Annotated in this window: 22 protein-coding genes; 7 read left to right on the top strand and 15 right to left on the bottom strand. The window is 47.7% G+C overall.

The window, feature by feature from the left end:
• Positions 1-85 precede the first annotated feature (85 nt).
• Entirely contained in the window at positions 86-1,675 is a 1,590-nt protein-coding gene (locus LOZ80_RS08125; RefSeq protein ID WP_238170953.1) for a response regulator, read from the bottom strand.
• 6 nt (positions 1,676-1,681) lie between these two features.
• Positions 1,682-3,478, bottom strand: coding sequence for a sensor histidine kinase (locus tag LOZ80_RS08120; protein ID WP_238170952.1), 1,797 nt, complete (start codon positions 3,476-3,478; stop codon positions 1,682-1,684).
• Positions 3,479-3,696: 218 nt separating this feature from the next.
• Here LOZ80_RS08120 and LOZ80_RS08115 point away from each other — a divergent pair, with 218 nt between their 5' ends.
• The 3 genes from LOZ80_RS08115 to LOZ80_RS08105 all read left to right on the top strand — a co-directional run bounded on the left by LOZ80_RS08115 (position 3,697) and on the right by LOZ80_RS08105 (position 6,322).
• Positions 3,697-4,500: an ABC transporter ATP-binding protein gene (locus LOZ80_RS08115; protein ID WP_238170951.1), complete on the top strand. Its 804-nt coding sequence runs from the start codon at positions 3,697-3,699 to the stop codon at positions 4,498-4,500.
• Between the two features lie 86 nt (positions 4,501-4,586).
• On the top strand, positions 4,587-5,204 hold the full coding sequence (locus LOZ80_RS08110; protein ID WP_189006804.1) for an ABC transporter permease: 618 nt from the start codon (positions 4,587-4,589) through the stop codon (positions 5,202-5,204).
• Between the two features lie 29 nt (positions 5,205-5,233).
• Positions 5,234-6,322 carry an ABC transporter substrate-binding protein gene (locus LOZ80_RS08105; RefSeq protein ID WP_238170950.1) on the top strand — a complete coding sequence of 363 codons (1,089 nt, stop codon included), beginning with the start codon at positions 5,234-5,236 and terminating at the stop codon, positions 6,320-6,322.
• Positions 6,323-6,890: 568 nt separating this feature from the next.
• Here LOZ80_RS08105 and LOZ80_RS08100 read toward each other — a convergent pair.
• The 6 genes from LOZ80_RS08100 to LOZ80_RS08075 form a co-directional block, all read right to left on the bottom strand.
• Positions 6,891-7,703 (bottom strand): cupin domain-containing protein, encoded by an 813-nt coding sequence (locus LOZ80_RS08100; protein WP_238170949.1) that lies wholly within the window; start codon positions 7,701-7,703, stop codon positions 6,891-6,893.
• Between the two features lie 29 nt (positions 7,704-7,732).
• Positions 7,733-9,139, bottom strand: coding sequence for a dihydroorotase (locus tag LOZ80_RS08095; protein ID WP_238170948.1), 1,407 nt, complete (start codon positions 9,137-9,139; stop codon positions 7,733-7,735).
• Positions 9,136-10,251, bottom strand: coding sequence for an acyl-CoA dehydrogenase family protein (locus tag LOZ80_RS08090; protein WP_238170947.1), 1,116 nt, complete (start codon positions 10,249-10,251; stop codon positions 9,136-9,138). The genes LOZ80_RS08095 and LOZ80_RS08090 overlap by 4 nt, the downstream gene beginning before the upstream one ends.
• Entirely contained in the window at positions 10,221-11,264 is a 1,044-nt protein-coding gene (locus LOZ80_RS08085; protein WP_238170946.1) for a PrpF domain-containing protein, read from the bottom strand. The genes LOZ80_RS08090 and LOZ80_RS08085 overlap by 31 nt, the downstream gene beginning before the upstream one ends.
• 5 nt (positions 11,265-11,269) lie before the next feature.
• Positions 11,270-13,078 carry an asparagine synthase (glutamine-hydrolyzing) gene (asnB, locus tag LOZ80_RS08080; protein WP_238170945.1) on the bottom strand — a complete coding sequence of 603 codons (1,809 nt, stop codon included), beginning with the start codon at positions 13,076-13,078 and terminating at the stop codon, positions 11,270-11,272.
• Between the two features lie 213 nt (positions 13,079-13,291).
• Entirely contained in the window at positions 13,292-13,822 is a 531-nt protein-coding gene (locus tag LOZ80_RS08075) for a cupin domain-containing protein (RefSeq protein ID WP_238170944.1), read from the bottom strand.
• Between the two features lie 188 nt (positions 13,823-14,010).
• Here LOZ80_RS08075 and LOZ80_RS08070 point away from each other — a divergent pair, with 188 nt between their 5' ends.
• Genes LOZ80_RS08070 through LOZ80_RS08055 form a run of 4 tightly spaced genes read left to right on the top strand, consistent with a single transcriptional unit; the run spans position 14,011 to position 17,183 of the window.
• Positions 14,011-14,535 carry an NADPH-dependent FMN reductase gene (locus LOZ80_RS08070; RefSeq protein WP_238170943.1) on the top strand — a complete coding sequence of 175 codons (525 nt, stop codon included), beginning with the start codon at positions 14,011-14,013 and terminating at the stop codon, positions 14,533-14,535.
• Positions 14,532-15,920, top strand: a complete 1,389-nt coding sequence (locus LOZ80_RS08065) for a purine/pyrimidine permease (RefSeq protein ID WP_238170942.1) — start codon at positions 14,532-14,534, stop codon at positions 15,918-15,920. The genes LOZ80_RS08070 and LOZ80_RS08065 overlap by 4 nt, the downstream gene beginning before the upstream one ends.
• Positions 15,892-16,545, top strand: a complete 654-nt coding sequence (locus tag LOZ80_RS08060; protein WP_238170941.1) for a DsbA family oxidoreductase — start codon at positions 15,892-15,894, stop codon at positions 16,543-16,545. The genes LOZ80_RS08065 and LOZ80_RS08060 overlap by 29 nt, the downstream gene beginning before the upstream one ends.
• A gap of 32 nt (positions 16,546-16,577) precedes the next feature.
• Positions 16,578-17,183 carry a DsbA family oxidoreductase gene (locus LOZ80_RS08055; RefSeq protein ID WP_238170940.1) on the top strand — a complete coding sequence of 202 codons (606 nt, stop codon included), beginning with the start codon at positions 16,578-16,580 and terminating at the stop codon, positions 17,181-17,183.
• A 79-nt stretch (positions 17,184-17,262) separates the two neighbouring features.
• On the opposite strand, the gene LOZ80_RS08050 is transcribed toward LOZ80_RS08055, so the two are convergent.
• The 7 genes from LOZ80_RS08050 to LOZ80_RS08020 all read right to left on the bottom strand — a co-directional run bounded on the left by LOZ80_RS08050 (position 17,263) and on the right by LOZ80_RS08020 (position 25,607).
• Positions 17,263-17,826: an OsmC family protein gene (locus LOZ80_RS08050; RefSeq protein ID WP_238170939.1), complete on the bottom strand. Its 564-nt coding sequence runs from the start codon at positions 17,824-17,826 to the stop codon at positions 17,263-17,265.
• Positions 17,827-17,852: 26 nt separating this feature from the next.
• Positions 17,853-18,536 carry an amino acid ABC transporter permease gene (locus LOZ80_RS08045; protein WP_238170938.1) on the bottom strand — a complete coding sequence of 228 codons (684 nt, stop codon included), beginning with the start codon at positions 18,534-18,536 and terminating at the stop codon, positions 17,853-17,855.
• A 36-nt stretch (positions 18,537-18,572) separates the two neighbouring features.
• The gene (locus LOZ80_RS08040) at positions 18,573-19,388 is read right to left on the bottom strand and encodes an amino acid ABC transporter substrate-binding protein (RefSeq protein WP_238170937.1); all 816 of its coding nucleotides are present in this window, start codon (positions 19,386-19,388) and stop codon (positions 18,573-18,575) included.
• 150 nt (positions 19,389-19,538) lie between these two features.
• Entirely contained in the window at positions 19,539-20,471 is a 933-nt protein-coding gene (locus LOZ80_RS08035) for a LysR substrate-binding domain-containing protein (protein ID WP_238170936.1), read from the bottom strand.
• Between the two features lie 157 nt (positions 20,472-20,628).
• Positions 20,629-22,395, bottom strand: coding sequence for a methyl-accepting chemotaxis protein (locus LOZ80_RS08030; protein ID WP_238170935.1), 1,767 nt, complete (start codon positions 22,393-22,395; stop codon positions 20,629-20,631).
• A 299-nt stretch (positions 22,396-22,694) separates the two neighbouring features.
• On the bottom strand, positions 22,695-24,566 hold the full coding sequence (locus LOZ80_RS08025) for an RICIN domain-containing protein (protein WP_238170934.1): 1,872 nt from the start codon (positions 24,564-24,566) through the stop codon (positions 22,695-22,697).
• Positions 24,567-24,584: 18 nt separating this feature from the next.
• Positions 24,585-25,607, bottom strand: coding sequence for a LacI family DNA-binding transcriptional regulator (locus LOZ80_RS08020; RefSeq protein WP_337951008.1), 1,023 nt, complete (start codon positions 25,605-25,607; stop codon positions 24,585-24,587).
• Positions 25,608-25,659: the final 52 nt, after the last annotated feature.

Genomic DNA, 25,659 nt, shown 5'->3' with positions numbered 1-25,659 from the left:
AGATTGAGTATAAAAGGAAATAAGCCTTGTGATAATGGAATAACTGAGGGCTTCTTGTAAAATCCGCACATTTCAGAAATCACCGCTACAACCGATTATTCTCATATTCACTAGGGGAATATCCAAAAAACTTTTTAAAACTTTTACTAAAATAGCTGGGATCGCTAAATCCAATCTGTTCAGCAATATCCGCTAACCGGATGTTCCCTTTGCCGAGCAAATCTTTGGCTCTATGCATACGAATATGCGTCACATAATCTGTAACGGTCATCCCAATTTCCTTCTTAAATACAGCGCGCAAGTAGCTGGAATTAATAAAAACCTGTTGAGCGATTTGGTCGAGCTGCAGATCCGGATCACCATAGTGCTGTTCTATATACTCTTTGGCCGATTGAGCAATTTTGGACGAGCGCGTCTTACGATGCTTGCCTGCATAGACAATTGCCTGATGGAACAACTGCTTAATCCACATCGAAGTGGCTTCGATGGATTCCAACCGCTTAATTTCACTGTATGGGAAAAAGGCTTCTCCGAAGCAGTCTTCGATCGGATGTCCTGTTTCCGTCACATACGACAAACAAACGGAAATCAAGCCCATACTAATGACATACGTATAGTCCAGAGACAATCGCTGTTCACGAATGGACTGAAAGATTTCCTCCAGCTTCGCTTCAACCTTATCCTCGTTTTGCATACGCATTTGCATCAGGATATCTTCGTTCACCTCTGTAGGATAGAAAGCTTGTCCCCCGGTCTCGAGTGCCGTGGAACCATAAGCAATGACACGGTCATTGCCAAGCACAAATTTGTTTTGCAATCCCTCGAGCGCTTCCAGATAAGAAGAACGAATACCTTTATAACCGGGTTGACTTCGCCCCACGCCGACCGTGATGGTGAACTTCAAATATTTTTTGATTAGAAAACATAACTTCTCATAGCCACCCAGCATCGGTATTTCCAGGCTTTTTTTCCCTTGATGCTCAACTAAACAAATAATCCGCCCCTCCGGTCCATTGAAGATCAGATGGTTCTCGGTTTCCTCCAATGCTTCGTTGAGAATATTCGTTACCGCATACTTCCAAAGCAAGCGTTCACTCACTTTATTCCATTTGAGATCCATATTATCAATCTCGATGCAAGCCACAACAAAGCAAGTTGACTCGAAATACTCGCCGAATTGCGCAAGTTTCAGCCGCGTTTCCTCGTCGGAATGATTATAGTCGCTGCTGAGCAGGTGATTAAGAAAGCTCTCCTTCATCAACTGCTGATTTTCCTTGAGCGTCGACTTCTCCTCTTGCGCCCGCTGATGCTCCTTCTGCAGCTTGAGCAGCGTCAAAATCAGCTCGTCTTTGGAAAAAGGCTTGAGAATATAATCCTCAACGCCAAGTTTGAGCGCTTTGCGTGCATAGTCGAATTCGTTATGCCCCGTAATCAAAACCACACTGGTCCCAGGGTAACGCTCCTTTAATTGCTCCGTTAAGCTGAGTCCGTCCATGAATGGCATCGTGATATCCACCAAGGCAATGTCCGGATGATGGCGGTCCACCTGCTCCAACGCTTCAATCCCATTCTTAGCTTCCGCACAAATCTCAAAGCCATAAGCTTCCCAATCTAAAGCCGTACGCAAGTATTCACGGAAAATGGATTCATCATCCACGATCAATATTTTCTGCATGTCTTCTTATTCCTCACTTTGAAAAGGGAGCCACAGGGTCACTTCCGTCCCCTGCCCCAATTGACTTTGGATTTGTAGGCCGTACTCATCGCCAAAATATAACCGGATGCGATCATTGACATTCCGCATGCCGAAACCAATCGCATCCTCCAGTGTTTCCGGATTCATCGTCCAAGCCTCCAGACGGTCTGGCGGCATGCCCACTCCATCATCACTGACCCTGATCCGGATCTTGCCTTCGACGATTTCACCCGTTAATTTTAGAAGTCCGAGACTTCCTTTGGTCTTCAACCCGTGATAGATCGCATTCTCCACGAGAGGCTGGATTGTAAGCTTGGGTATCAATCCGCTTAGCGCATCATTATGAATATCGAATTCATAGTTAAATACATCGGAGTAGCGGATACGCTGGATCGATAAATAATCTTTCACATTGCGGATTTCTTCCTCCAGCGTAATCGTTTCTCGCCCTTTGCTCAGCGCAACCCGATAAAAATCGGCCAGCGCTTTGGTCGTACGCTGCACGTCCCGGGCCCGTCCCATCTCCGACAAGGTGTAGATCACATCCAGCGTGTTATACAGAAAATGCGGTTTAATTTGGGCCTGAATGAGTGCGAGTTCATATTCGCGTTTCTTTTTTTGTTCAAAATTAACGTTCGTAATGAGCTCTTGTATACGCTGAATCATCGCGTTAAAGCCGGACGCCAGAAGTCCGATTTCATCCTCGGAATCAACTTGGAATTCTTGGTCCAGTGTGCCTTCTTTGACCTTCTTCATGTGCTTGGTCAGCCCCATAATCGGCTTTGCGATTAATTGTGACAACATGCCTGCCCCCAATAAAGCAAAGAACAAACAAACGAATCCAATCAGCACGATAAGCAGCGTGATTTTGTGCGTATCTGCGGTTAAGGACTCCAGAGGCGCCATCGAGATGAGCTTCCAGCCGAAGCTGGGAACATCGGAGCTGACAACAAGCGTTTTCTCATGCTGAAAGGAAGTTAAATCCGATTGATGCGTACTGGATGTGATCCACGATTTCAATGCCGGGTCAGCCACTTCCTGAAGTACCTCCTGCGGCTGCTGTGACGATACGACCACACCTTGCTCATTGACAATGAAGTAGCTGCCATCTTGTATGGAGCCGATTTTCTGATAAATCGAGGATAAAGAGCTTTCTTTGATGTTCAAAACGAGAATCCCCAGCTTCTGTCCGGTATAAATATTCACGATCCGCTTCCCAAGCGTCATAACGGTTTCATCGGAATCATGTGTCAAATAGTCTCGCCGCTGCATGGGGTACCAAATGTTATTCCCGCTCGAGCTGTCAATCTGACGCAGCATTTCGCTGCTGCGGATCTGTTCCAAATTACGTTCCAACAAAAGATTTGATCCAAAAACCCGATTGCTCGTATCAATAAAGGCCGCAGACTGCACATCCGGAAAGACGAGCAAAGCAAAACTCAGTTGGTTCGTAATCTGTGTGTATAATTGCAGGCTCGTTTCGGGTGCCCCCTGTGATTGCGGATCTTCGACAATCAATTTATTTAAATTGATCGTCAGCATATTCGCGCAGCTTTCCACATTCGTCAACATGCCCGTAATTCGGGTAATAATCAGGGAAGAATTGTCGGAGACATTTTTGATCGTCTTCTTAACAATTGCATCTGTGTACACGTGATTGGAGACGAAGCCCAGAATAAACAACGGAATGAAGATCAACGGAAAATAAATAAAGATGATTTTATAGCGAATGCGTTGATTGCGAAACCAATGCATAGATAACCTTTTTTGTGAAAATATCATGCTATCCCCCCCTGCGATTCTTTAAACACATGGTAAAGAATTCAGCTTAGCATTGAAATATCGCGGAATCAACTGGTTGGCAAATAATCGTTTATTGGTCTAGAACAATAAGACATATAGGGATTTTCATATTGGATACAAAAAATAGCGGCTGATACAATAAAATTAATACCGATAATCCTTAGTGGAATTATAGGTTTATAGAAGGAGGTGAATCCATGCCCGAAGAGAACGCCTTTTTACACTTGCAGCAGTTGAGTGTTACCTATCCAGGTGAAGCCCAGCAGGTTTTAAGTCCGCTTAATATCCAAATCAATGAGGGAGAATTCGTTTGTTTATTAGGTCCAAGCGGTTGCGGCAAAACGACACTGCTGAACTGCGTGGCCGGTTTTCAATCCTATGAAGGGAATCTCCTGCTCCAGGGACAAACCGTAACGAAGCCTGGACGCGAGCGCGGAGTGGTCTTTCAAGAATATGCCTTATTTCCCTGGTTTACTGTGGAACAGAATGTGATGCTTGGCCCCCGAATCAACGGGCTTCCAAAAACGGAACGCATACGCATTGCTCGCAAATGCATTCAATTGGTCGGACTTGATGGATATGAAGCCTATTACCCGAACCGTTTATCAGGGGGGATGAAGCAACGGGCCAGCTTGGCAAGGGCGTTGGCGAACGAGCCGTCCATCCTGCTGTTGGACGAACCTTTTGCCGCATTGGATGAACAAACGAGAGAAACTATGCAGAGTGAATTGCTGCGCATTCAAGATGAGAGCGGGGTCACTTGTATATTCGTTACTCACAGCATTGCGGAAGCCGTTTATCTCGCGGATCGAATTCTCGTTCTATTGCCTAAACCCGGTCGTATAGCGCTGGATCTTAGGCTCAAACTGCCGCGAATCCGAGACCGGAATGATGATCGACTTTTCCATTATCAGAAAATAATCAGTTCGGTGCTGCGAGAGGAGGAAATTCCATCCTTATTCTCGGCAAGAAAACAGCTATCCAATCCCTTGGCATTATAGGCGTACTTATCTTATGGGCGTTCATTACGTCGCTGCATATTGTCCCCCCTGCACTACTTCCAGGCCCGCTTGAAGTTGGCGCAACCATGGCTGGCATGCTGGCAAACGGATCATTGCTTACGCATACGCTAGCCAGTCTTCAGCGCGTGCTGCTCGGGTTTCTGCTCGCTTTCAGTCTCGCGCTTCCGCTTGGCATCGCCATGGGCACTTGGACTTGGTTGAGAAATGCCTTATCCCCGCTGATCGAGCTCATCCGGCCCATCCCCCCGATTGCCGTGATCCCGCTAGCCATTCTTTGGTTTGGTATAGGCGAGATGTCCAAACTATTTATTATTGTGTTCGGAGCCTTATTCCCCATTCTGCTGAATGTCATCGGAGGCGTCAGTCAAACGGAAGTCCTCCATATCAAAGCAGCTCAGTCACTCGGCGCCAGCCGCTTTCATATTTTCTATTACGTTACTTTGCGGGCGGCGATCCCGAACATCGTTATTGGCATGCGCTCCGGTATCTCCATGGCTTTCATCTGCCTTGTCGGCTCCGAACTTATCGCTGCTAATGCGGGGCTTGGTTTCCTGATCCAAGAAGGTAGATCTTTATACAAAACGGACCAAGTCATTGTTGGCATGATCGCTATTGGCTTAGTCGGATTAACCATCAATCGGCTGCTAATCGCACTAGAAAACCAACTGATTCGTTGGAAATAAACGCACACACAAACGGAGGCAAACACCCTATGCAGATAAATACTCAAAGATTTACTCAGAGATTTAAACGCCTGACCCCTCATCTTCTCCTTGTTCTGGTTGTGTTTGTTGCTGCTGCGTGCGGACAAACCAAACAAGCTGCTGCTCCCTCCAGTTCACCTACTGCTGCTGCAGCGCCCAAGCTGGAAACGACTGCTCTCACCATTGGCTCAGGACGTGACCCTCAATTGTCACCACTCCTGATTATTGCCAAAGAGCAAGGTTATTTCCAAAAAGAAGGACTAACCGTGGATCTCAAATTATTTGCCGCTGGTCCCGATGTTGTTTCGGCCATTGCTTCCAAGAGCATTCAGCTTGGTTCCACGGGAGATATCCCTCCCCTTATTGCCAAAGCTTCCGGCCTGCCGCTGCAAGCAATTGCGCAGCATTCCGATATTTCAGGTGTACAAACACTAGTGGTCTATCCGGATAAAATAAAAAAACCGGCGGATTTAAAAGGCAAAAAAGTCGCCTATGTTTCCGGTACCGCATCGGAAGCCTTTTTCCTCAAAATTGTTGAAAAATACGGGATCGACGTCGGCAGCATTCAAGCCTATAAAGTAGGTCCAACCGAAATTTTGCCTGCCTTTCAGAAAAAAGATATCGACGCCTTCGTCATTTGGCAGCCCATTGCCGCTAAAGGCGTCAAAGAAGCTGGCGGACTTCAACTTCTCACCGCTACTCAATCCTATGTACCCGGGGAAGAGGGCCCCCAAGCCCTATTTGCTTCTTACTCCCTACTTGTCGGCCACAAAGACTTCCTGGACAAAAACCCAGAAACAACCAAAGCCATACTCCGAGCCTTGCGTCAAGCTGCCGCCTACATCAAATCCAATCCTGACGAATCCGCCGCCTATGTCAGCAAAACCTTGGACACAGAGGTCGATTCCATCAAAAGCATCTTCAAATTAAATAAATATGCGCTGGACATTACGCCTCAAGTCGTTGATTCCTTAGCCAGCATTTCTAACTTTCTGCTCAAAAACGAAAAAATAAAAGCCGTGCCTGATCTGAAGGAATTCATTCAAACTTCATATTTGAAAGCCGTCGATCCGGCCTTAGTTACTTGGACGCCTTAACGTGCGCAAACCCTCGATTCCACTTTGGTGGGATCGAGGGTTTTTGGCAGGTTAAGCGACGCATTGAAGGCTATCTGTTCAGAGATGGTTGCTTATGAACGAGGAGATTAGGTGGAACGAAGACTTTGGTAGAACGACCGGCACAAGTGGAACGACGGCTTTGATAGAGCGACCGGCACAAGTGGAACGACGGTTCGCACCCTCGAGAGTCTACGATCCACCATATAGAAAACCGGCTTCGCCGCCCTTAGAGATCAGCCTCTAAGTAGCGACAAACCTGCTTAGGGAACTAGAGGACGCTATTTAGGCAAAAAGCAGGGATGCTGAGGTATTAGCGGAACTACAGGGTCTTATTTCCACGAAAAACGCTGAATTTGCCTTGAAACAGCAAAATAGCGGACTGTAGTTCCCTAACCCCCGCGATATGGATACTTTTGGCTAGAATAGCGGACTGTAGTTCCCTCCCTCTGTTCGCACAAGGCGACTGGAGTCACTCCGCGCTCACTCCAAAACATATAAACTAAACAAAAGGAGTTAAGCACAAACAAGCTGCTTAACTCCCCAACTACTACGGATTCCTTACTTCCGCTGAGACTCCCGCAAAGCGGTAAAAGCTTTCATCGAACGGCACTGGCCCTCCGGAGGTTACAAACCGCTTGGCTCCCTCTCCCGTATAGAGATTGCGGGTGCCATGGAAAATCCCCTGCGGCACATAGATTAGATCACCTGCCTCGAATGGCTGCCATTCTCCGTTCAAATACACCTCCCCCTTGCCCTCGATGCCAATAAATAACTCACTGGATGACGGGTGCTGGTGCACAGCAAAGCTTTGCCCAGGCTCCTGAATGCCGCAATGGAGCGACAGTTGCGCACTTCCTGTGCCAGGCCAGAAGAGGAAATTCATGTTCGCAGGGTTCTCAACCTGCTGCGTTGGATCATTTCCTTTGTAGGCTTTCAACTGCGTTTCTTCGTTGTATAGCTCATTAAACAATCGCGGATGCGTTGCCCTAGCAGCTCCTTCAGGCAGCGGGCTTTGCCAGATATAGAGCGTAACCGTCTCTCCCTGATCCGCATGTACGGCATAGTCGACGCCAGAGGGCGCATGCAGCGCAGAAGTTGCTGATACACCCTGAGTTTCCGTTCCCACACGTGCGCTGCCAGCTCCACTATGGATAATGGCGACGATCTCTTGCGCAGTCCCTTTCTCACAGCTCGCCCATGTGCCGCCTGGCAATAGGCGCACAACTAAACCAGTAACATGCACTGCTCCCTTGTCCTCTGTGACAGGTTTCGCAAGTTGATACGTCCCTCGATCTTCCCATTCGAGCTCCGAAACTTTAATTACCGCACCTGATAATAATGGTTTAACAGCTGTTGTCATCGTAATTCCTCCTTCAACTTTTACCCTATTTAGTGAAAAGGACTCCCTGATACTTGTTCAAATGTTGCAATTGGAGCCGGCGCATAATTCACTGATCGCCCATCCGGCTTGCCGAATTTCCCGCGATCAAATACGATCTGACCGCTGCGAATCGTCACGAGCGGAACACCAGACAATGTCAGCCCTTCATAAGGCGACCATCCGCTAAATGAATGTAAATCCTTAGCCTCAACCTGCCAGGTCCGTTGATCATCCACAATGACAAGGTCCGCATCTAGCCCCGCGCGAAGACTTCCTTTGCGATGATTTAAACGAAACCGATTGGCAGGCCCTTCTGCCAGCAAGCTGACCACCTTGCTCAGTCGTTCATCCCGACTAAGCTCAGGAAGAAAGCGTTCTAGGCCTGTAAGCAGAACAGGCAGCAATTCCTGTACCCCTGGCAAGCCTGGCGGGGCTTCCCCGAACTCTGCCGCTTTCTCTTCTTGAGAATGCGGTGCATGGTCGCTTCCCACTGAAGTTAGCGCGCCATTCTTAACGGCGGCCCACAGCCTTGTCCGATCCCTGCTGCTGCGAATAGCCGGGCTCAGCTTGGTCTTCGTCCCGAGTGCAGTCGCACTGTCCAGATCAAACCACAGCTGATGCGCTGTTGTCTCGAACGTAACAGGATAACCGGCGCTAGCAGCTGTTTCCAAGAGATCCACTTCCTCCTCAGAGGAAACGTGGAGAACATGGATGGAAGTCCCGTACTTCCGTACGAGACGAAGTACTCTGGCAATGGCTGCAATAGCTCCACTCCGGGGTGCTATTGCCTCATAGGAAGCCAGATTATCCGGTAATTTATGCACCCGGCGATACAGGTGCAGAACCGCATCATCTTCCGCATGCAGCGTTAACGGAATTTGACGATGGGCGGCAAGCCGAAATATCGTTTCGAGATCGGCATCTTGATCAATCACATTACGAGCTGTGCGGTGACCTGTTAAAAAAAGCTTGATACTCGCCGCATGCTCCTGCCTAAGCACTTCCAGAGGCAGCAGCTTGCCTGGAACAACTCCGATGTGAAAGCCATAGTCAACTAAGGAATGTCCTTGAATCAGCGTTTCCTTCTCTCTGATTCGATCGACTGAATCCGTATAAGGGTGTGTATTAGGCATATCCAACACTGTCGTAATGCCACCTGTGACCGCTGCTTTGCTGGCTGATTCCCAATTCTCCTTGTGTTCAAGCCCTGGCGTGCGGAAATGAACATGGGAATCGATCAGACCCGGGAGGACATAATGCCCTCCTGCATCCAATTCCTGGTTCCCTTGAGGACGCTCCTGATCATTAAAGACAAGTACTATTTTCCCATCCTGAACCGCAATGCCTCCCGATCGGACTGCATCTTTATAAACAAGACGACCATTATAAATCACAAGATCATAAACCTCACTCACGATACCAACTCTTTTCCAATAATTTCCTTAGCAAGCCGATTTACGGGGCCCATCAGCGAAACAGCGCGAGCGTCACGGAGCAGCCTTTCTAATTTACGTCCCCGCACATAGCTGGAGCCGCCAATGATTTGCTGTGCTTCCCGACATATTTTTTCGCTCGCCTCAGAAGCGAATATTTTGGATTGGTAGGCGATTTTGGCCAGATGCTCGCCACCTTCTTTAGCGGCAACTTTATCAACCAATGCCCTGACAGCTTCCAAATTTAAATGCAAATCTGATAAGGCGGATTGAAGCAGCGGGCTGCTTTTCAAGCCTTTGCTGCAAACGTGATCCAACGCAAGCTCGTAAGCTGCTTGGCTAATACCAAGGGACACAGCTCCTAACGTTAGCCCGCATTGCCGAATGCCGTTAATCACATGTGGAGCTCCACCCAACGAACCGATAAATTGCTCAGAGGAAACAAGACATTTATTCAGATGGATAAATCCCGTAGACGAACCTCTCATGCCAGCCAAATTCGTATCCGCATCAGCCGTAATACCTTGGGAAGTTTCAATAAGGAAGAACGTTTGACTTGAATTCCCATAGGTAGATTTCTCATCATTCGCCCCTGTTTGTACGAGTACCAAATAGATATCTGCCAAACCTGCCCCTGTCGTAAAGGACTTGGTCCCTTCAATCAACCAATGACCTTCATCTAATTGCACGGCTTTGGTCGACAGGTTCTGTTTATTCGCTCCTGCCCCTGTCTCCGACCAGGCAGATGCTGCAAGCCAACGGCCATCCGCAAGCTTAGGCAAATATTGCTGACGCTGAGCTTCGGTGCCCCATTCCAGAATCCGTGAAACGACAGATAAGTGTTGAAAAGCAATAATGGCAATAGATGGATCTACACTTGCAACCGATTCAATAAACCGGCTGGCAAACAACGAGGTTTCTCCCAGCCCGCCATATTCAACGGGGACCAGACTGCCCAGCAAACCAGATTGCCGCAATGCAGCAAGCGCTTCTTTCTGTGGCGCCCCTTGCTCATCTGCCGTACCGGCAAATTGTTCCAATTGTTCAAGCAAAGCAGCTAATTCTAGGCGAACACTTTGGACTGCAGTTCCCATTCTCGCGCCGCCCCTTTCTTTAATGGCAATGAGCCGATTAACCGAACATTTTTATCCGAAATGCTGTTGTACAATAAATAATCATTCAGTTCAGAACCCGTAGTTGAGGTTGAAATTAACGTACTTCCACCTTTGGTTCTAACAGGTAACCGATACGTCGATGACTTCGATGCTTGCACGATTCGGTACACAACAGAGCCTTTGATGGAAGCGGCTGCCCCCACGCAGGCTGCGCCTGTAAGCGCAATTGTCGGGTGCCACGAAGGAACAGAAATCGCTCTGAACGATAGTGATCCCTGTTGATAACTGCCAACCACCGCAATCTTGGGAAAGACTCCCTCCGGATTTAATCCGATCAACAACGCTGCGGCTCGGCGAATCTCTTGCAGCTGAGCGAGCGCACCATCTCCGGCTTCGAATAACGCCTCTTCCGATCGGATGCCTAAAGAGTCTGCTTGTACGAATACATAGGAATTACCAGATGAAACAATAGACACCTCAATCTCGCCAAAGGACGTTGTCAGTTGATTCGTCACTTGGCCTGTAGGAAGCAAACTTCCGAGGCTTGTACCTTGATTTTCAATAAAGTGAGCTGTGCAATTCATCCCGGATCGAACAGCGTGATCTACTTCGCAAACAAGACTGTCCCCGACATTTTCTATGTACACACGCACCCTTAATCCTGGACTTGCCGAAGCCACCCAGCCCCATTTCATCGCGACTTGGATCGCTGCCAGAATGGAATGCCCACAGCTGCCTTCATAGTCGAAGGAAACCGGATTCCCTGGAACAAGCTGAAAAAACCAATAACTCAAATCGTACATCGGATGAGAGGAGGGACGAATCACCACAAATTTGGAAATTAAACCGTGCGGATGCTGACTATCATCCAAATCGGCATGAATACGGTGAAGCACAGGAATGACATCCTGCGGGTTCGTACCGATCTCCGATCCATCAATAATAATGGAAGAAGAAACGCTTCCTTCAGCGTGAGCCAGATAGGTCAACATGTGCGTCACCCCTCAAATTGATATTGTTTAGACGATGAAATCGATACCTGGAACTGATCCAGCCAAAGTTGGAAGATGGCTAAGGACCACAATGTCAAGGCTGTTCTTCCGCTGGGTGCAGTGGCTTGCAGCTGAAGCAGCTTCTCTACCGCTTTTGGATTAAACACATTTTGCCTGCGAATGGTTTCACGATCCAACGCTTGTTCGATCGCTGTAAACAGCGGAAGTCCTTTGCGCATCATGGCATCAATCGGTAAGGTGAAAGGCTGTTTTTTGCGCGTTAATATCGAGTCAGGCAGCAAGCCTTCCGATGTGCGATAGAGCAGCTTTTTCACTTTGCCGCCGTCCACTCTCCAGCTGTCTGGCAAGCGATTGGCTAAATCCAGGATGCGTGGCTGGCAATAAGGAACCCTAACTTCCACGGAATGAGCCATACTTAGATGATCGACACGACGAAGGTGATAGGAAGGCAGCCGATACTCGCGTTCGAATGATAAAATGGTGTCCAGTCGTCCGCGATTCGATCGCCTGAGCGTGTGTTCAATATGGTCCTCGATGGAACCATTTTCTTTCACAAAACTGCGGTAGTCATCACTATAAAGCTCCCAACGTTGACGCGCATCAGCTACACCGAGTGAGCCAATATAGGGCTTCACCCAATCACCCAGCGTATGCACCGCTTCTGCGAAACGATCATAACCGCCGAACATTTCATCGGCTCCGTCACCGGAAATAGTGACTTTAAAGCCAGCTTGCTGAATAGCCTCGAAAAGCGCATAACTGCTGAGTGTAATGGGATCGGCATTCGGTTGACCCAGATGAGTTACAACGGAAGGCAGCAGCTTTTGAAAATTCCTAGGGTCCATAAGTACTTCATGATGCGTTGTACCGAAACGCTGCGCAACTTCGCGAGCGTAGGCCTTCTCATCAAGCGGCCAGTCACCTACATAAGAGAGGTTAAAGGAGTGGATGCCATCATTGCTGCTGCTGGCCAAAGTGGTAATTAAGCTGGAATCCAGTCCACCACTATTCACCGTACTGACGGGAACATCGGCAAGCAGCAAGGCATTGACTTCTTCCCCCAGATGCTTGCGCAGATGGGCTGCTGTCTCCTCCAGGTTATCTGTTGGAATATTCGCATATAAATGCGTTGACCAGCGCTGCAATTTCGGTTTTTCGCCTAACCGGGCATGAAGCAGAGAAGAAGGGGGAAGTGCGTATACGCCATCGAACATTGTTCGCTCTCCGAACACCACTTTCGTCGTTAAATAGAAGTCAACTCCGGATAACCACAGTTGTTTCGGAATACGCTCGAAAGCAAGCAGTGATGGCAGCTCCGATGAGAAATAAATCGTCTGCTTTTGCTCATCCCAATAATAATAAAGCGACTTCATTCCTGAGGGGTCCGTAACCAGTGTCAATGTTACCGTATCCCGAAGATCGATAATCGCAATGGCGAACATCCCATCCAAATAACGTACAAATTCAGTCCCATATTCGGCATACAAGGCCGGAAGGATAGTGCCATCACACGTATCCGTAAATTGGTAGCCCTTCAATTCCAGCTTTTTTCTTAATGCATGATGATTATAAATTTCACCGTTAAATACAATTCGAATATGCTCTCCACCTGCATACGGCTGCTCGCCGCCATCCAAACCGACAATTGACAACCGATTGTTGCCTATAGCCCAGTTGCTTTCCGATAAGACGGACTGCTGGTCAGGTCCACCTTTGAATTGCAGATCAGATACCGCCTTCAAACGCTTTGCATCTACAAAATCATAACCAAGATAACCAAATATACGGCACATGATCTTAAACGCCTCTCTTTCTCTCCTCCGATTGTGAACAGTTAGCCTCTTTTAGTTCCCTCCTTCTTTCTGAAAAAACCAAGTAATTTCATTTACAAAGTATTCATATTTATTTACTTGGTTTTACTATTGCAAATGTACCATGCCTCTTAAAATCACGTCCAATATCAGTTCACATATCGGTTACATTGTCACAGAACTATGAAAATCCCATTATTTTACATGAAATGACAAATCCGTGACAGGATAAGTAACCGATCCAACTTCTCCAGAAAATAATCGAACAACCGCAAATTTGCGTTCATTCGCCAACTTAAAAGCATGATAGCGCCCCTGCGGCACAACAACCACATCTCCTATGGACACACCCAATTCAAAATAATGATCTCCATGAAGGCTCTTAATAATGAAAACACCTTTGCCCGCAACAACAATTCGGACTTCATCTTCCTTGTGGTAATGGACGTCTCCAAATTTTTGCAGCATATCCGGTGTCTCTACAGAGAGTACGGCGATATCCCACTTCGTGTAACCCCTTTTTTGGGCAAATTCGACAATTTGCTCCTCATAGATAGCAAGCAACTGCTGCTTTTCAACTTCACTAAAAGCTATTTTCTCATTCACAAACGCTGGCGTGAAATCTGCGTCCCATTTTTCGAAGTGAATACCTTCTCTGTGCAAATAAGCGGCAATTCGATCTTGTGCGACATATTGACGTGTAACTCTCTCATAAATACTGGACATTTACATTCCTCTTCTCTTATAAAATAGGTTTTTGTAACGGCATCTTATTGAAATAACCGGGATTTGTCAACGCATAGATTAGATCCTATATATCCTATATCGAATTTGGTATTGGAAGTTCCGAATAAGATTTGACTATACTTTTGTATGAAACCTATAGGGATACTATGAAAATGGAGTGTGCAAACATGAGTAAAACTGTTCTATTCATTAGCGGAAGTCCACGAGCAAATTCAAGAACCAGAGCGGTAACTAACGTCGTCTATCGGCTGTTAAGAGATCAACGCGGGCATGCCCAGCTAATTGATCTTCATTTGCATGAACTGCCCCTTTTTAATGGCGATCCTGCTCAAAATGAGTATGCTTCCGTCCAGGAACTGCGCGAATCAGCAGCACAGGCAGGCGGCTTCTTCATCGTTACGCCGGAGTACCATAACGGCATTAGCGGCGCTCTGAAAAATGCGCTTGATTTCCTGAATTCCGAGCATTTTCTTAACAAACCTGTGGCAATAGCTGCAGCATCCGGCGGCGGCAAGAATGGCATTAATGCGTTGAACAATTTGCGCCTTGTCTTGCGCGGCGTTTCCGCGAACGTATTGGCTGATCAATTCGCGGCTGACCCCAACCAAATCGATGAGCATGGCACATTTACAGACGAGGCTGGCGTGAAGTCGCTGAATGCCCTTGTGCATGATTTAATTGCAAACGTATGAAGTCAAGTCAACTGACACGCGGAAAGACGAGCATTCGACTTGCTCTCGCTTCTGTTCAGTGGGCTTTCTTCATCCTAACTGGCGGATTGGTAGCACCCATCGTCGTCGCCGCCGCCTTTCATCTCACGGGTCCGGAAACGGTCGGACTCCTCCAACGAACATTAGCTGTAATCGGTGTTTCATCCTTATTACAGGTACTATTCGGCCATAAACTGCCGATTCTTGAAGGGCCTGCTGGTGTTTGGTGGGGCGTATTCATTTTATTAGCCAGCAGTGTTGAAGCTGGGCCTGCCTCAGTTACCCTTTTGCAGCAAATGGAAATGGGCTTGCTGATCAGCGGGGTTCTCATCCTGCTGTTAAGTTCCTTTCATGTTATTGCACATGTGAAAAAGCTTTTTACGCCTGTCGTTATAGGCACTTATCTGCTTTTGCTTATTTTCCAATTCAGTTCATCCATCGTCAAAGGGATTCTCGGTGTAGGCTACTCAGACTCCTATATCCATGCACAAATTGCTTTGCCTGCCCTGGCAACTCTCCTTTTCACTTTTATTTGCGGGCGTTTGAAATATGTCTTTTTTCGCAATTTCTCTGTTTTGCTTGGCGTTATGTTTGGCTATGCCCTTTTTGGATTGCTCGGTTTGATCCCTGCATTCCCTGTTCTGCAGATGAGCTTTACACTTCCTTCCTTGTTCGCATGGGGGAAACCTGAATTCAATGGAGGCATTCTGCTAACGACTCTCGTCATTGCCCTGCCGCTGCTGATTAACATGATTGCTGCAATTGTGATTGTAGAGAAGGCAGCCGGCAGAGCAGCACAGAATGTGTACCGCCGTGCAGGTGTCGTGATGGGCATTAATCAGTTATTGTCCGGATTGTTCTCTGCCGTTGGGTGTGTGTCCAATTCGCATACCGCTGGATTCATCACTTCCACACAAATGACCAAACGACTGCCTTTTATCCTAGGCTGCCTGATCATCATCGCAATTAGCTTCTTCCCTTTCTTCACGGTAGCTTTAGCCTCAATTCCCGTGCCCGTCGCCTTTGCGGTTATCTTCTATTCCTTTACTCATCTCCTGACCGCCGGACTGCGCGAATATGAACCCATTCTCCAAGAGGAGAAGAAACTGCTTGTTATCGGTGTCGCCCTCTTCGCAGGCGTGGGCAGCATGTTCATTCCAGCCGCAAGTCTTGCGCATACGCCCGATGTAATGAAGCCGATTTTGAACAATGGACTTATCGTTGGCGTACTTACTTCGATTTTGTTTGAGCAAGGTATTCGCGGGAAAGATACTTTCGTCTCTTGGCTGCAAACCCGCAGCAATCAACAGCAAATTTTCCGCGAAAGGAACTCTAAACATGGCGTTAACGATCAAAGTGTACTCTGATTATGTCTGTCCGTTCTGTCTCTTAGCCGAGGATCAGCTAGAACAAGCCGCAGCTGAGCGCGATGTTATCATCGAATATAGGCCATTTGAGCTTCGACCATACCCTAAGCCTACTCTGCGGCCAGAGGATGCGTATATGCAGACCAATTGGGCCGAGAAGGTTTATCCGCTGGCTGAACAGCTTGGCGTTAAGATGGTGATGCCTCCTTTTTCACCGCAACCCTACACGCATTTGGCTTTTGAAGGCTTCCAATTTGCCCAAGAGCATGGCAGGGGCAAAGCCTACAATTCAAGGATGTACAGCGCTTTTTTCCAAGATAGCCTCGACATTGGCAGCATCGACGTTTTGACCCGGCTCGCGGAAGAACTGGGCCTTGACGGCAAAGCCTTCCGCCATGCCTTGGAACAGCGAACTTACCAAGAGCATCACCGCAAGGCGCTCCATCATGCCTGCGAGGAAGCTAAGATAACGGCTGCCCCAACCTTTGTCATCGGTGATACAGCAGTCAAATGGCTCATTTATAAAGAGCAGTTTCTGGAAGCCATTGATGCTGAGCTAGCCAAACGCCAAAGGCTCGAACGCTGGTCCGAAGGAGTAAGCTGCCACGCAGACGGCTGTTACTAAACATTTCAAGATTGGCGAGAGGAGCATGAACGATGGCACTAACCCTGAAAGTATATTCCGATTACGTCTGTCCCTACTGCATTCTGGCAGAGGGCGAACTCGAAGCCGCAGCAGCGGAACGAGGCATTGAAGTTGACTATTTGCCTTACGAGCTCCGGCCTTACCCCACACCCACCTTGCGGCCAGAAGGCGAATATATCACCAAGGATTGGCGAGAACGTGTATATCCGATTGCTGCCGAGCTAGGTATCCCCATTGTGAAGCCGCCTTTTTCACCGCAGCCCTACACTCATTTAGCCTTCGAAGGCTACCAGTTTGCCAAGGAGCATGGCCAAGCCAAGGCATACAATTCCCGGATCTATCAAGCTTTTTTCCTAGAAAGCAAGGATATTGGCAGCATCGACGTATTGACGGAGTTGGCTGGTGAGGTTGGTCTTGATCCTGCTGCCTATCGACATGCGCTGGAACAAAGGACTTACAAAGAAAAGCATGGTCAAGCGCTTCATCACGCCAACTACGAAGCTAATATTACTTCAGCCCCTACATTCGTCATCGGAGAAACGGTTATACGCGGCATGGCCTTCAAACATCAATTCTTGGACGCGATTGACCGGGAATTAGCTAAATCAGCGCGGTAAGCATAAGCGATTGTTTCAAATCATTCAAAAAGAAGCTGCTCTCGAGGTTATCAACCTTTTGAGGCAGCTTCCGCTTTTTCTAACCGACATTCACACTAGGTTCAAGTTGCTCGGCAGGATGATCATGAACAACCTGGCCATTCACAACCTGCGGATGCTGCAGCAAATTCAAGATGGGGCAAGCCAATTCCACAGCTTTGTGCAGCGCCTCAATCTCTTGGCTCGTTGCCGGTGAGATCAGATGGAGCGTGTAACCAATATTATGTAAGTAAACGGGAATCTCCTCATAACCGGGACGCCCTGCGAAGGGATGCATTTCGCCAGTTACTTCCACCTCGATCGCATGAAGTTCCACACCTCGATCAGCGGCTTGAATCAACGTTATATGCGAGAGACAACTGCCCAACACGCCAAGCTGCAATTCAGGTGAGCCTGGCCCGAGATTGAACCCGGCAAAGTCCTCGCCGCTATCACTGAGAATTTGAAAATCGCGAATCCGAATTTCACGTATCCCGCTTCTGCCTGCGACTTGGACTTTGGCTTTCAATTGCTGAGAAGCAATCCGTTCTTCTTGTTCCAAACGTTTTTTACGTGTGAGAAGCGCATTCTTTTTCTGTACTAGGTATTCTACAAGTCCACTCATTTGAAAATCCTCCTCTAAATTAAGGTCTATAATCCAACTTCATTCCCATAAGGCTCATTTGCTTTGCGTTCCAGACGCATTTGGATGTAGCCAAATAAGATCGCTGTCACCCAATACAGAATCGCAGCGGCTAAGAAACATTCCAGGAACTTGTAAGTGTCGGCTGCAAGCAGCTTCGCTTTAGCCAGCATCTCCGTAAGGCCAAGCGTGAAACCGAGCGAAGTTTCTTTGAGAATCGTAACGAAGGTATTCCCTAACGAGGGAAGTGCAATGCGAAAAGCTTGCGGCAATATGATGCGCTTCATACTTTGCCACCTCGTCATGCCAATGGAAAGCCCTGCTTCCCACTGGCCATGATCGACGGAGCGAACGGCAGCGCGGATAATCTCCGCCATATAAGCAGCACTATTGAGGCTGATACCGATAATGGTGGCTGTAAAAGCGTTCATTTCACTGAAAATCGGAATGATTTGCGGGATGCCATAGTAGAGAATAAATAATTGAACCAGCAATGGCGTTGCCCGGAAAAATGAAATGTACACTTTTGCTGCCCAAGCCAGTACCTTGATCCTCTTGCGGATCACATGTTCAAGAACGAGTCCGAGAATAAGTCCCAAAATCATGGAAATGACTGCAATGCTAATCGTCAAGTACATGTATTGAAGCAATCTAGGGATTGCTAACAGCAGGTAAGTCAAATCGAACTGCATCTGGATGGCCTCCCTTCCTCCTTAGGGACGCAAGCTCTATGGATTGGTTAAGTCTTCGGTAAACCATTTCTTCGATAAATTGCCTAGCGTACCGTCCTTGCGAAGCTCCTGAAACGCTTTGTTCACTTGTTCGACTAATTGCTTGTTCTCATCATTGGTCACAAACGGATTCGCAGCCGGCAGCACATTGAATTGTTGACCAGCCAATTGCAGTGGCAGCCCCGTCTTTTTGATCGTCGCTAATGCAGAAGCTTTCGTTGAGAATGTAGCATCCACTCGACTTAGCGCGACATCATTGAAGCCAGCCTCCGCTGTTTCATAGTTGACGACCGTAATTTCTCCTTTCTTATCAAAATCTTTGACGAAATTAATAAAATTCGTTCCAGATTGAATCGCTACTTTCTTGCCCTTCAAATTTTCCAGCGACTGAATGCCATCGTTCCCCTTCTTAACCACTAGTTGCGCACCGGAGTATACATACGGATCATCGAATAAGTACTTCTTTTTGCGTTCATCCGTTACGGAAATAGAATTGGCAATCGTATTGATTTTGCCAGTATCCAGCAGTCCGAAAAGTCCGCTGAATTCCGAAGTTTGCCACTTGATTTCATACTTAATCTTCTTGCCGATTTCCGTCCACACATCAACTTCGTAGCCTTCCAGCTTATTCGTCTCGCTATTTTGGAAAACATAGGGATAGAACCCCGCTGTTGTTCCAATGCTCAGCACCTTGTTCGCTCCTGCCGCTCCAACAGATTTCTTCGAACATGCCGTCAAACTAATGGCAAGTAAACCCGCAGCAAGCAGAATACCCGCTCTCTTACCAAACTGCAACCCCTTCGAAACTACCATTTGCTGCACATCTCCTTTAAATTTCTTTTCTTTGTATGCCCCATCGTTAACTCATTATTCTTATGAGTTTTGTAGGAATTAGCTACAAAAAAAATTATAGATGTGCTTCTACTTAATTTCCAATATGAAAATCCTTATATCTCTTATTGTTTAATAACTATGAATGACCTTGGACAAGTTTCGCGGCTTAGGCTTCTGGTGCTGCAAATGATGAAAGTAATTAATAATAAACAAACGGAACCGCTCGAAAGCTGGCGATTGCTCTGTTCGATTCAACCAGGAAAGGGCTAATGTCCGCGTGCATTCGGGGTCCATAATCGTCAAGCACTCCGTCTCTGGTTCTATTTCATTAAGGCCAAATAATTCGGGTATGAAAGCTATGCCAACTCCTGAACGAACTAGCGTCTGCATTAACCTTGGCTCTTCTACCTCAAATACAATGTTAGGTGCAAAGCCGGCACGTTGGCAAAATTCATCCGTAGATTCACGCAACCCGAATCCTGCTTTCAAACTAATAAAGGGTTCATTCGCTAATTCAGCAAGCTTCACTTGCCCTCGTCCGGCCAAGCGATGCCCTTTGGGCACCAGCAGCCTGATTTCTTCCGTCAAGAGGACCGTACTGGAAACCGAAGGAAGATCAATAGGCGGCGCTGAAATGCACAAATCAATTTCCCGCGCTTCAAGCAGCTTCTTCATGGAGGGGTAACATCCTTGATGAAAGCGAAAGTGAACACCAGGTTGTTTGGTCACGAAGTTAGCGATGACTTGCGGCAGGAAGGGTAGATGAATTGCTGCAATAGACAGCACTTCCTGATGTTTTCCAGCTAACTTTCGCGCTTCTTCCTTCCCTTTCTCCAGTTCCATAAACACACGATCTACATGCTCCAAAAAAGCCTTCCCGGATTCATTCAAGCGAATATTCCGCCCATGTCTATAAAACAATGAAACACCGAGATCCTCTTCTAATCGAGCAATCGTCTGGCTTAGGGAAGGTTGGGCGATGTTCAATTCTCTCGCTGCCTGTGTAATATGTTCACGTCTGGCTACCGTTTGAAAATATTTCAGCTGCAATAAATCCATCATAATCCCTGCTTTCCTCGATTAATGGCTTATTGAACAAAATAGACACGAAGCGTATGCGACGTGTCTACAGATGTCTGTTTGACTATATTGGTTCAAACTGGAAAATCAATAAGATTGTTCCTTATTCTAGGCGAATTCGTTCTTCTAGTCAAGAGGCTTATACGTTTATTTGCTCAATCGACTTTCTCATCTCATCGGTTAACCCGCTTAAGGCATCGGCTGAATCTGCGATTTCCTTGGCAATTCGGAGCTGATCATGGGTCAGCTTATGAATATTCGATGTGCCGTCTGAAGAGACCTTAGCAATATGGGCAATATCCACCACCGACGCTGTCACTTCTTCTGCTCCTGCGGACATCTGCTCCGTTACCGTTGAGATATCTTGAATTTGCTCGGATACGAAACGGAATTGCTCCACGATATGTGTGAAAAAAGCTTCCGCTTTTTTGGATAAGGCGGCCCCCGTCTGTACTTCCTTCATCCCGTTTTCCATCGCTTCGCCCATGCGCTCAACTTCGTTGTGAATATTTTGCAGCAAGGAAGCAATCTGGCTCGCCGAGCTCGCCGCATGGTCAGCCAGCTTGCGCACTTCACCCGCGACAACTGCGAATCCGGCGCCTTGTTCTCCAGCTCTGGCAGCCTCAATCGAAGCATTCAGTGCCAATAATTTCGTCTGTTCCGCGATCTCCGTTATCGAAGTTAAAGCAACGCCGATATCTTGCGAGTGCCCGCGCAGCAAACCTGCTCGCCGCAGCGCTTCTTCTGTTGCAGACGTGATTGTCACAAACTGGCCATTCATGTTGTGAACGATAGCCTGACCGGATTCTGCGCTTCCGAGCGCATTCGTGGAAGCATCCGATACCGTGAATGAAGCTTCCGAAATACGCTGAATGGCTGTTGCCATCTCTTCCATCGAACGAGCGCTATCATTTGTGCTGATTTGAACAGTGTTCGCTCCTTCAGCTACCTCTTCAATCGATGCACTTACTCTCGTATTCATATCCAGCAAATGGTGTGCTTGCTGATTGAAGTGCTGTGTCGTCAGAACGAACTGGTCCGAAGTAATGGACACATTGGACACGATGTTTTTGAGCATATCATTGATCTCATTGGACATTTGCAGCATGGCTTTGTACACGGTGCCGATTTCATCTACCGATTTTACCGGATTAGCGGTCAGCAGCTGTTGGGCATGCAAAAGATCCCCCTTGGCTATGCTTTCAGCACCTGCACCAATCCACTTCAATGGCCGCAACGAACGAGAAACAAACAACATAACCAAAGCGAGTCCCAATAAAGTTAGAACTAACATAAGTATGTAAATGGGAACGTTGCTCTTCATCAAACTGCTTGTCATCCGTTCCAATTCTCCCGCTTCCGTATCGATCCCCAGAATCGCGATCATCTTGCCATCGGCATTTTTCACCGCTGAATAGGTTGAAATGTATTTCCCGTATTTGGGATTTTCGATAAGATCCGAGCTCGTGGATTCACTTTTTAACAGCTTTTGTACCGCCGCTTCGGAAATATCGGTTACCTCATTGATCGGCGAAGCGGAGTCTGAATCTTTGGGCTGGCCGTCGATCATAATGAGCGGCTGGCTTTTGTCATCAATCCGCACAATATACACGTATAGAGCGCCAATCTGTTTGCGATATGTATCTAACTCCTGCCTGATCGTCCAATACAGGTCATTTTCTTTGGGTTCCTTCAGAAATTGCTCCAGTTTGCCTGCATCCATCCCCTTGCTGTAGCTTTCAGCTAACCGAATACCATAGCTAGATATCGTTTCCATTCCCGCAGATTTAGCATTGCGAAGTTCCATCCAGATGTAGCCTGCCGACAATGCCATAACAACGATCATAACGGCCGAAACTATGCGAACAACCAACCGCTTTCTTAGCCATGCAACCCCATTTAACATCGAAACTCTCCTTTAACCCAACAGTATTCGATTGATTTCGACGAAAACTTCAGAATACCTGCCTGTATCAAGCCTGTTGTTATCATTTTAAGCTAAATTTCAGCTATTTATGGTAGGTTAAAGGAACTACAACCGATTCTGAAACACGTTTGAGCAAACTAGCGTTCATTAACAATACCTAACATACACAAGGAGCCTTTAAATCCTACTGGTGGTGGCATGAAATAGAGGGTTGGGAGAACGCGCAGAGTCACTTCACTTTCAAGTGGTTCTGTCCCAGCTCCCCGCCCCTCAACCTCCTACTGCTTAACCAACTGCCACTGCTGACTGGTTGCGCCATTATCGGTAAACTGCACGATCGTCGCGCCGTTCGTTGTGGAGGATGCGCTCACATCCATCAGCTTGTTGCTGTTGCGGTTCTGCAATTTGACATAGCCGCCGCTTGTGTTCAGCGGCTTCCACTGCTGATTGTTTCCGCCATTATCCGTATATTGGATGACCGCGATGCCATCGCTTTGCGAGGCGTTGGTCACATCCAACACCTTGCCGCTATTGCGATTTTTCAGCTTATAGTAGCCGCTGCCAGCATCTACGAACTGCCACTGCTGATTCGTCCCGCCATTATCCGTGTATTGGATAATCGCTCCGCCATTGGCCGTGGACGCGCCGCTTACATCAATTAATTTGCCACTATTGCGGTCCACGATTTTATAATAGGCAGCCGTATCAATGGCCGGCGAAGTCGTGGGTGTATATTGCGCCCCAGTGATGACGAAGGTTGCGATTGCTCCCGCAGGAAGTGTATGTTGAAAGGTTTTGTTGCTGAGTGTGAGCCCCGTTATCGGAGCCACATTCTCACTGGTGCTCGTTACCGTTCTTGTTCCCGTGACAGAGCCTGTAATCGAACTGAACGCCGACAAGTCGTATGTTACAGTGTTGGCTGAGCTGCTGTCATTGATCGTCACGATAACGATTTTGTTCGAGACTGGATCATACGCCGCAATGGAATTGCCATCTTGAATATCAATGATTTTATATCCCGGACGAATGTATTTGCTCCACTGCGCCATGACCCAGTATTTCTTATTTTGGACAGCGGTGAAGGTGGAATTGGCGTCATTCAAATCATTGACATCAAGCATGCCCCATCCGCCGCCGTCTACGGCTTGCCAATACATCCAGGCTGAGTTTTTCATATAGCGCATATCGTAGACGATGGATCTGGCCATTTGCATGCCGGAAGCATCACCGTCACCATGCTCGGACATCCAGATTTTCTTGCCCGCAGCCGCTTGATTAAAGCCTACCCGGTCATTTCCCCCATACGTATGGACATTGTACTGAGAAACGACTGCTTTGGTCGCTGCTGAGAAGCTGTTGATCGTATCCCGCCCCACGTCAATGCTCGTTTCGTCAGAAGCGCTGACGGTCGTTGTAGAGCCTTGCAGCGTTAGTGCTGCTGCTACTTTTTGAATGATCTGCTCCTGATTCGGACGGTCAAAGTGGGCTCCTTCCTGACGGTTGCCGAACGTCCACCAGGAAGCCATCGGTTCATTCAGCGGCGTTAAAGTCCGGAACGTGACGCCCCAATCATCTTTGAAATGTTTGTTCACCGTGACCAAATAATCCGCGAAAGCATCATACATATCCGTTCTTAGATTGTTCGCAGCGCCATAATTGCCCGTCACACTGCCGCTTTGCGTCATCCACCATGGCGGTGAATTGGAGAAAGCTTCGGCAATGAACTCATTGGACGCGATGCGTGATTTCGCCGCTTGGAGAAACCAACGCTGGTTCGCATCCTGCGTCCAATCATAGGTCCCTTGCGTTGGCTGGAAACCGGGGACGCGTGCGCGCAGCTCCATATTGTTGGGGTAAGCTGGATTCTCGCCACCGCCAATATTATAACGGACGATATTCATATTCAGTCCGCTTGAGCTGAAGAGCTGGTCGGCATAAGTAGAGCGAACAGCCTCCGGTGCTCCCCCGATGCGATTGGCAAACCACGCCAGAGAGGTTCCCCACCCTTCCCACGTCTGGGACTGCGCATTCGGATCCACTACCGCCGTATACGTTCCGGCACTAGCCATAGGCACACTAATCGTCGCACATAAACTGGAAATGAGCATCATGGATGTCAAAGCCCCCTTCGCTTTTCTCGGGAATATCATCCTTTCATTACCTCCTATTCATTGTGTACTCTGCCTAATCAGGAGTGTAGGTTCCAGAATCGTCAGTTTCTTCACCTTTTCTTTCTGAATCAATTTGGATAAAATCAACATCGCTTGCCTGCCTAGCTGTTCACTATGCTGAGAAACGGTTGTGAGCTCCGGATTCATCGCCGAAGCCAACTGCGTATCGTCAAATCCCGCAATCGCGATATCTTCGGGAATTCGCAGCCCACGTGAAATCGCTGCTTTCATCGCACCAATGGCCACGTAATCATTAATGCATAAGAAAGCCGTTGGCCGTTCTGGCATCATCATAAACTGATCCATCTGTTTACGCCCGCAGGCCATCGAGAAATCCCCCAAACGCACCCAATCTTGGCGATAAGAGAGAGAATTCGCAAGTAATGTGCGCTTGTAAGCTTGCAATTTTTCAACCGTTGTCGTCGTTTCTGCGGTTCCGCCTATGAAGCCGATGCAGCGGTGTCCGCGATCAATCAAATGCTGCATGACCAATTGCGTACCCAAGTATTCGTCCGTTTTCACGCGATGGCAAGGGTGACCCGGCAAAGAGCCGTTAATTAGCACAATCGGAATTTTCTTCTGAATATGAACGACTTCCTGCACAAGCGCATCCGGACAATGACGTGAATTAATACGTCCGCCCATGAATAAGAGTCCTTCCACCTGCCTTTCGCAAAGCGAATTTAAATATTCGGATTCTCTGCTGCAATCGCTGAAGGTGTTGCATAGAAACAGGGTATACCCCAACTTTTGCGCAGCTCTCTCTGCCCCTCCGAACACCTCTGGGAAAAACATGTTGCTGCTATCGGGAAATAATACACCAATCATGCCCGTCTTCTTATTCACCAGACTGCGCGCCAAGACATTCGGCTGAAAGTTATGCTTTTCGATAATCGCCATAATCTTCTGCCGGGTTGATGTTCGCACAGGAGCTGTATCATTAAGAACACGGGAAACTGTCGCGACGGAAACGTTCGCTTCCCTAGCAATGTCGTAGACTGTAATAGATTCCAGGAGCACACACTCTCCGTTACATCGAATTAGCAAGAGAAAGATCGAAGGCCTGCTCTGC

The sequence above is a fragment of the Paenibacillus sp. HWE-109 genome (assembly GCF_022163125.1).
Taxonomy (GTDB): domain Bacteria; phylum Bacillota; class Bacilli; order Paenibacillales; family NBRC-103111; genus Paenibacillus_E.
Note: the sequence above shows the minus strand (reverse complement) of the source record. Positions and strands in the feature narration are given on the sequence as shown.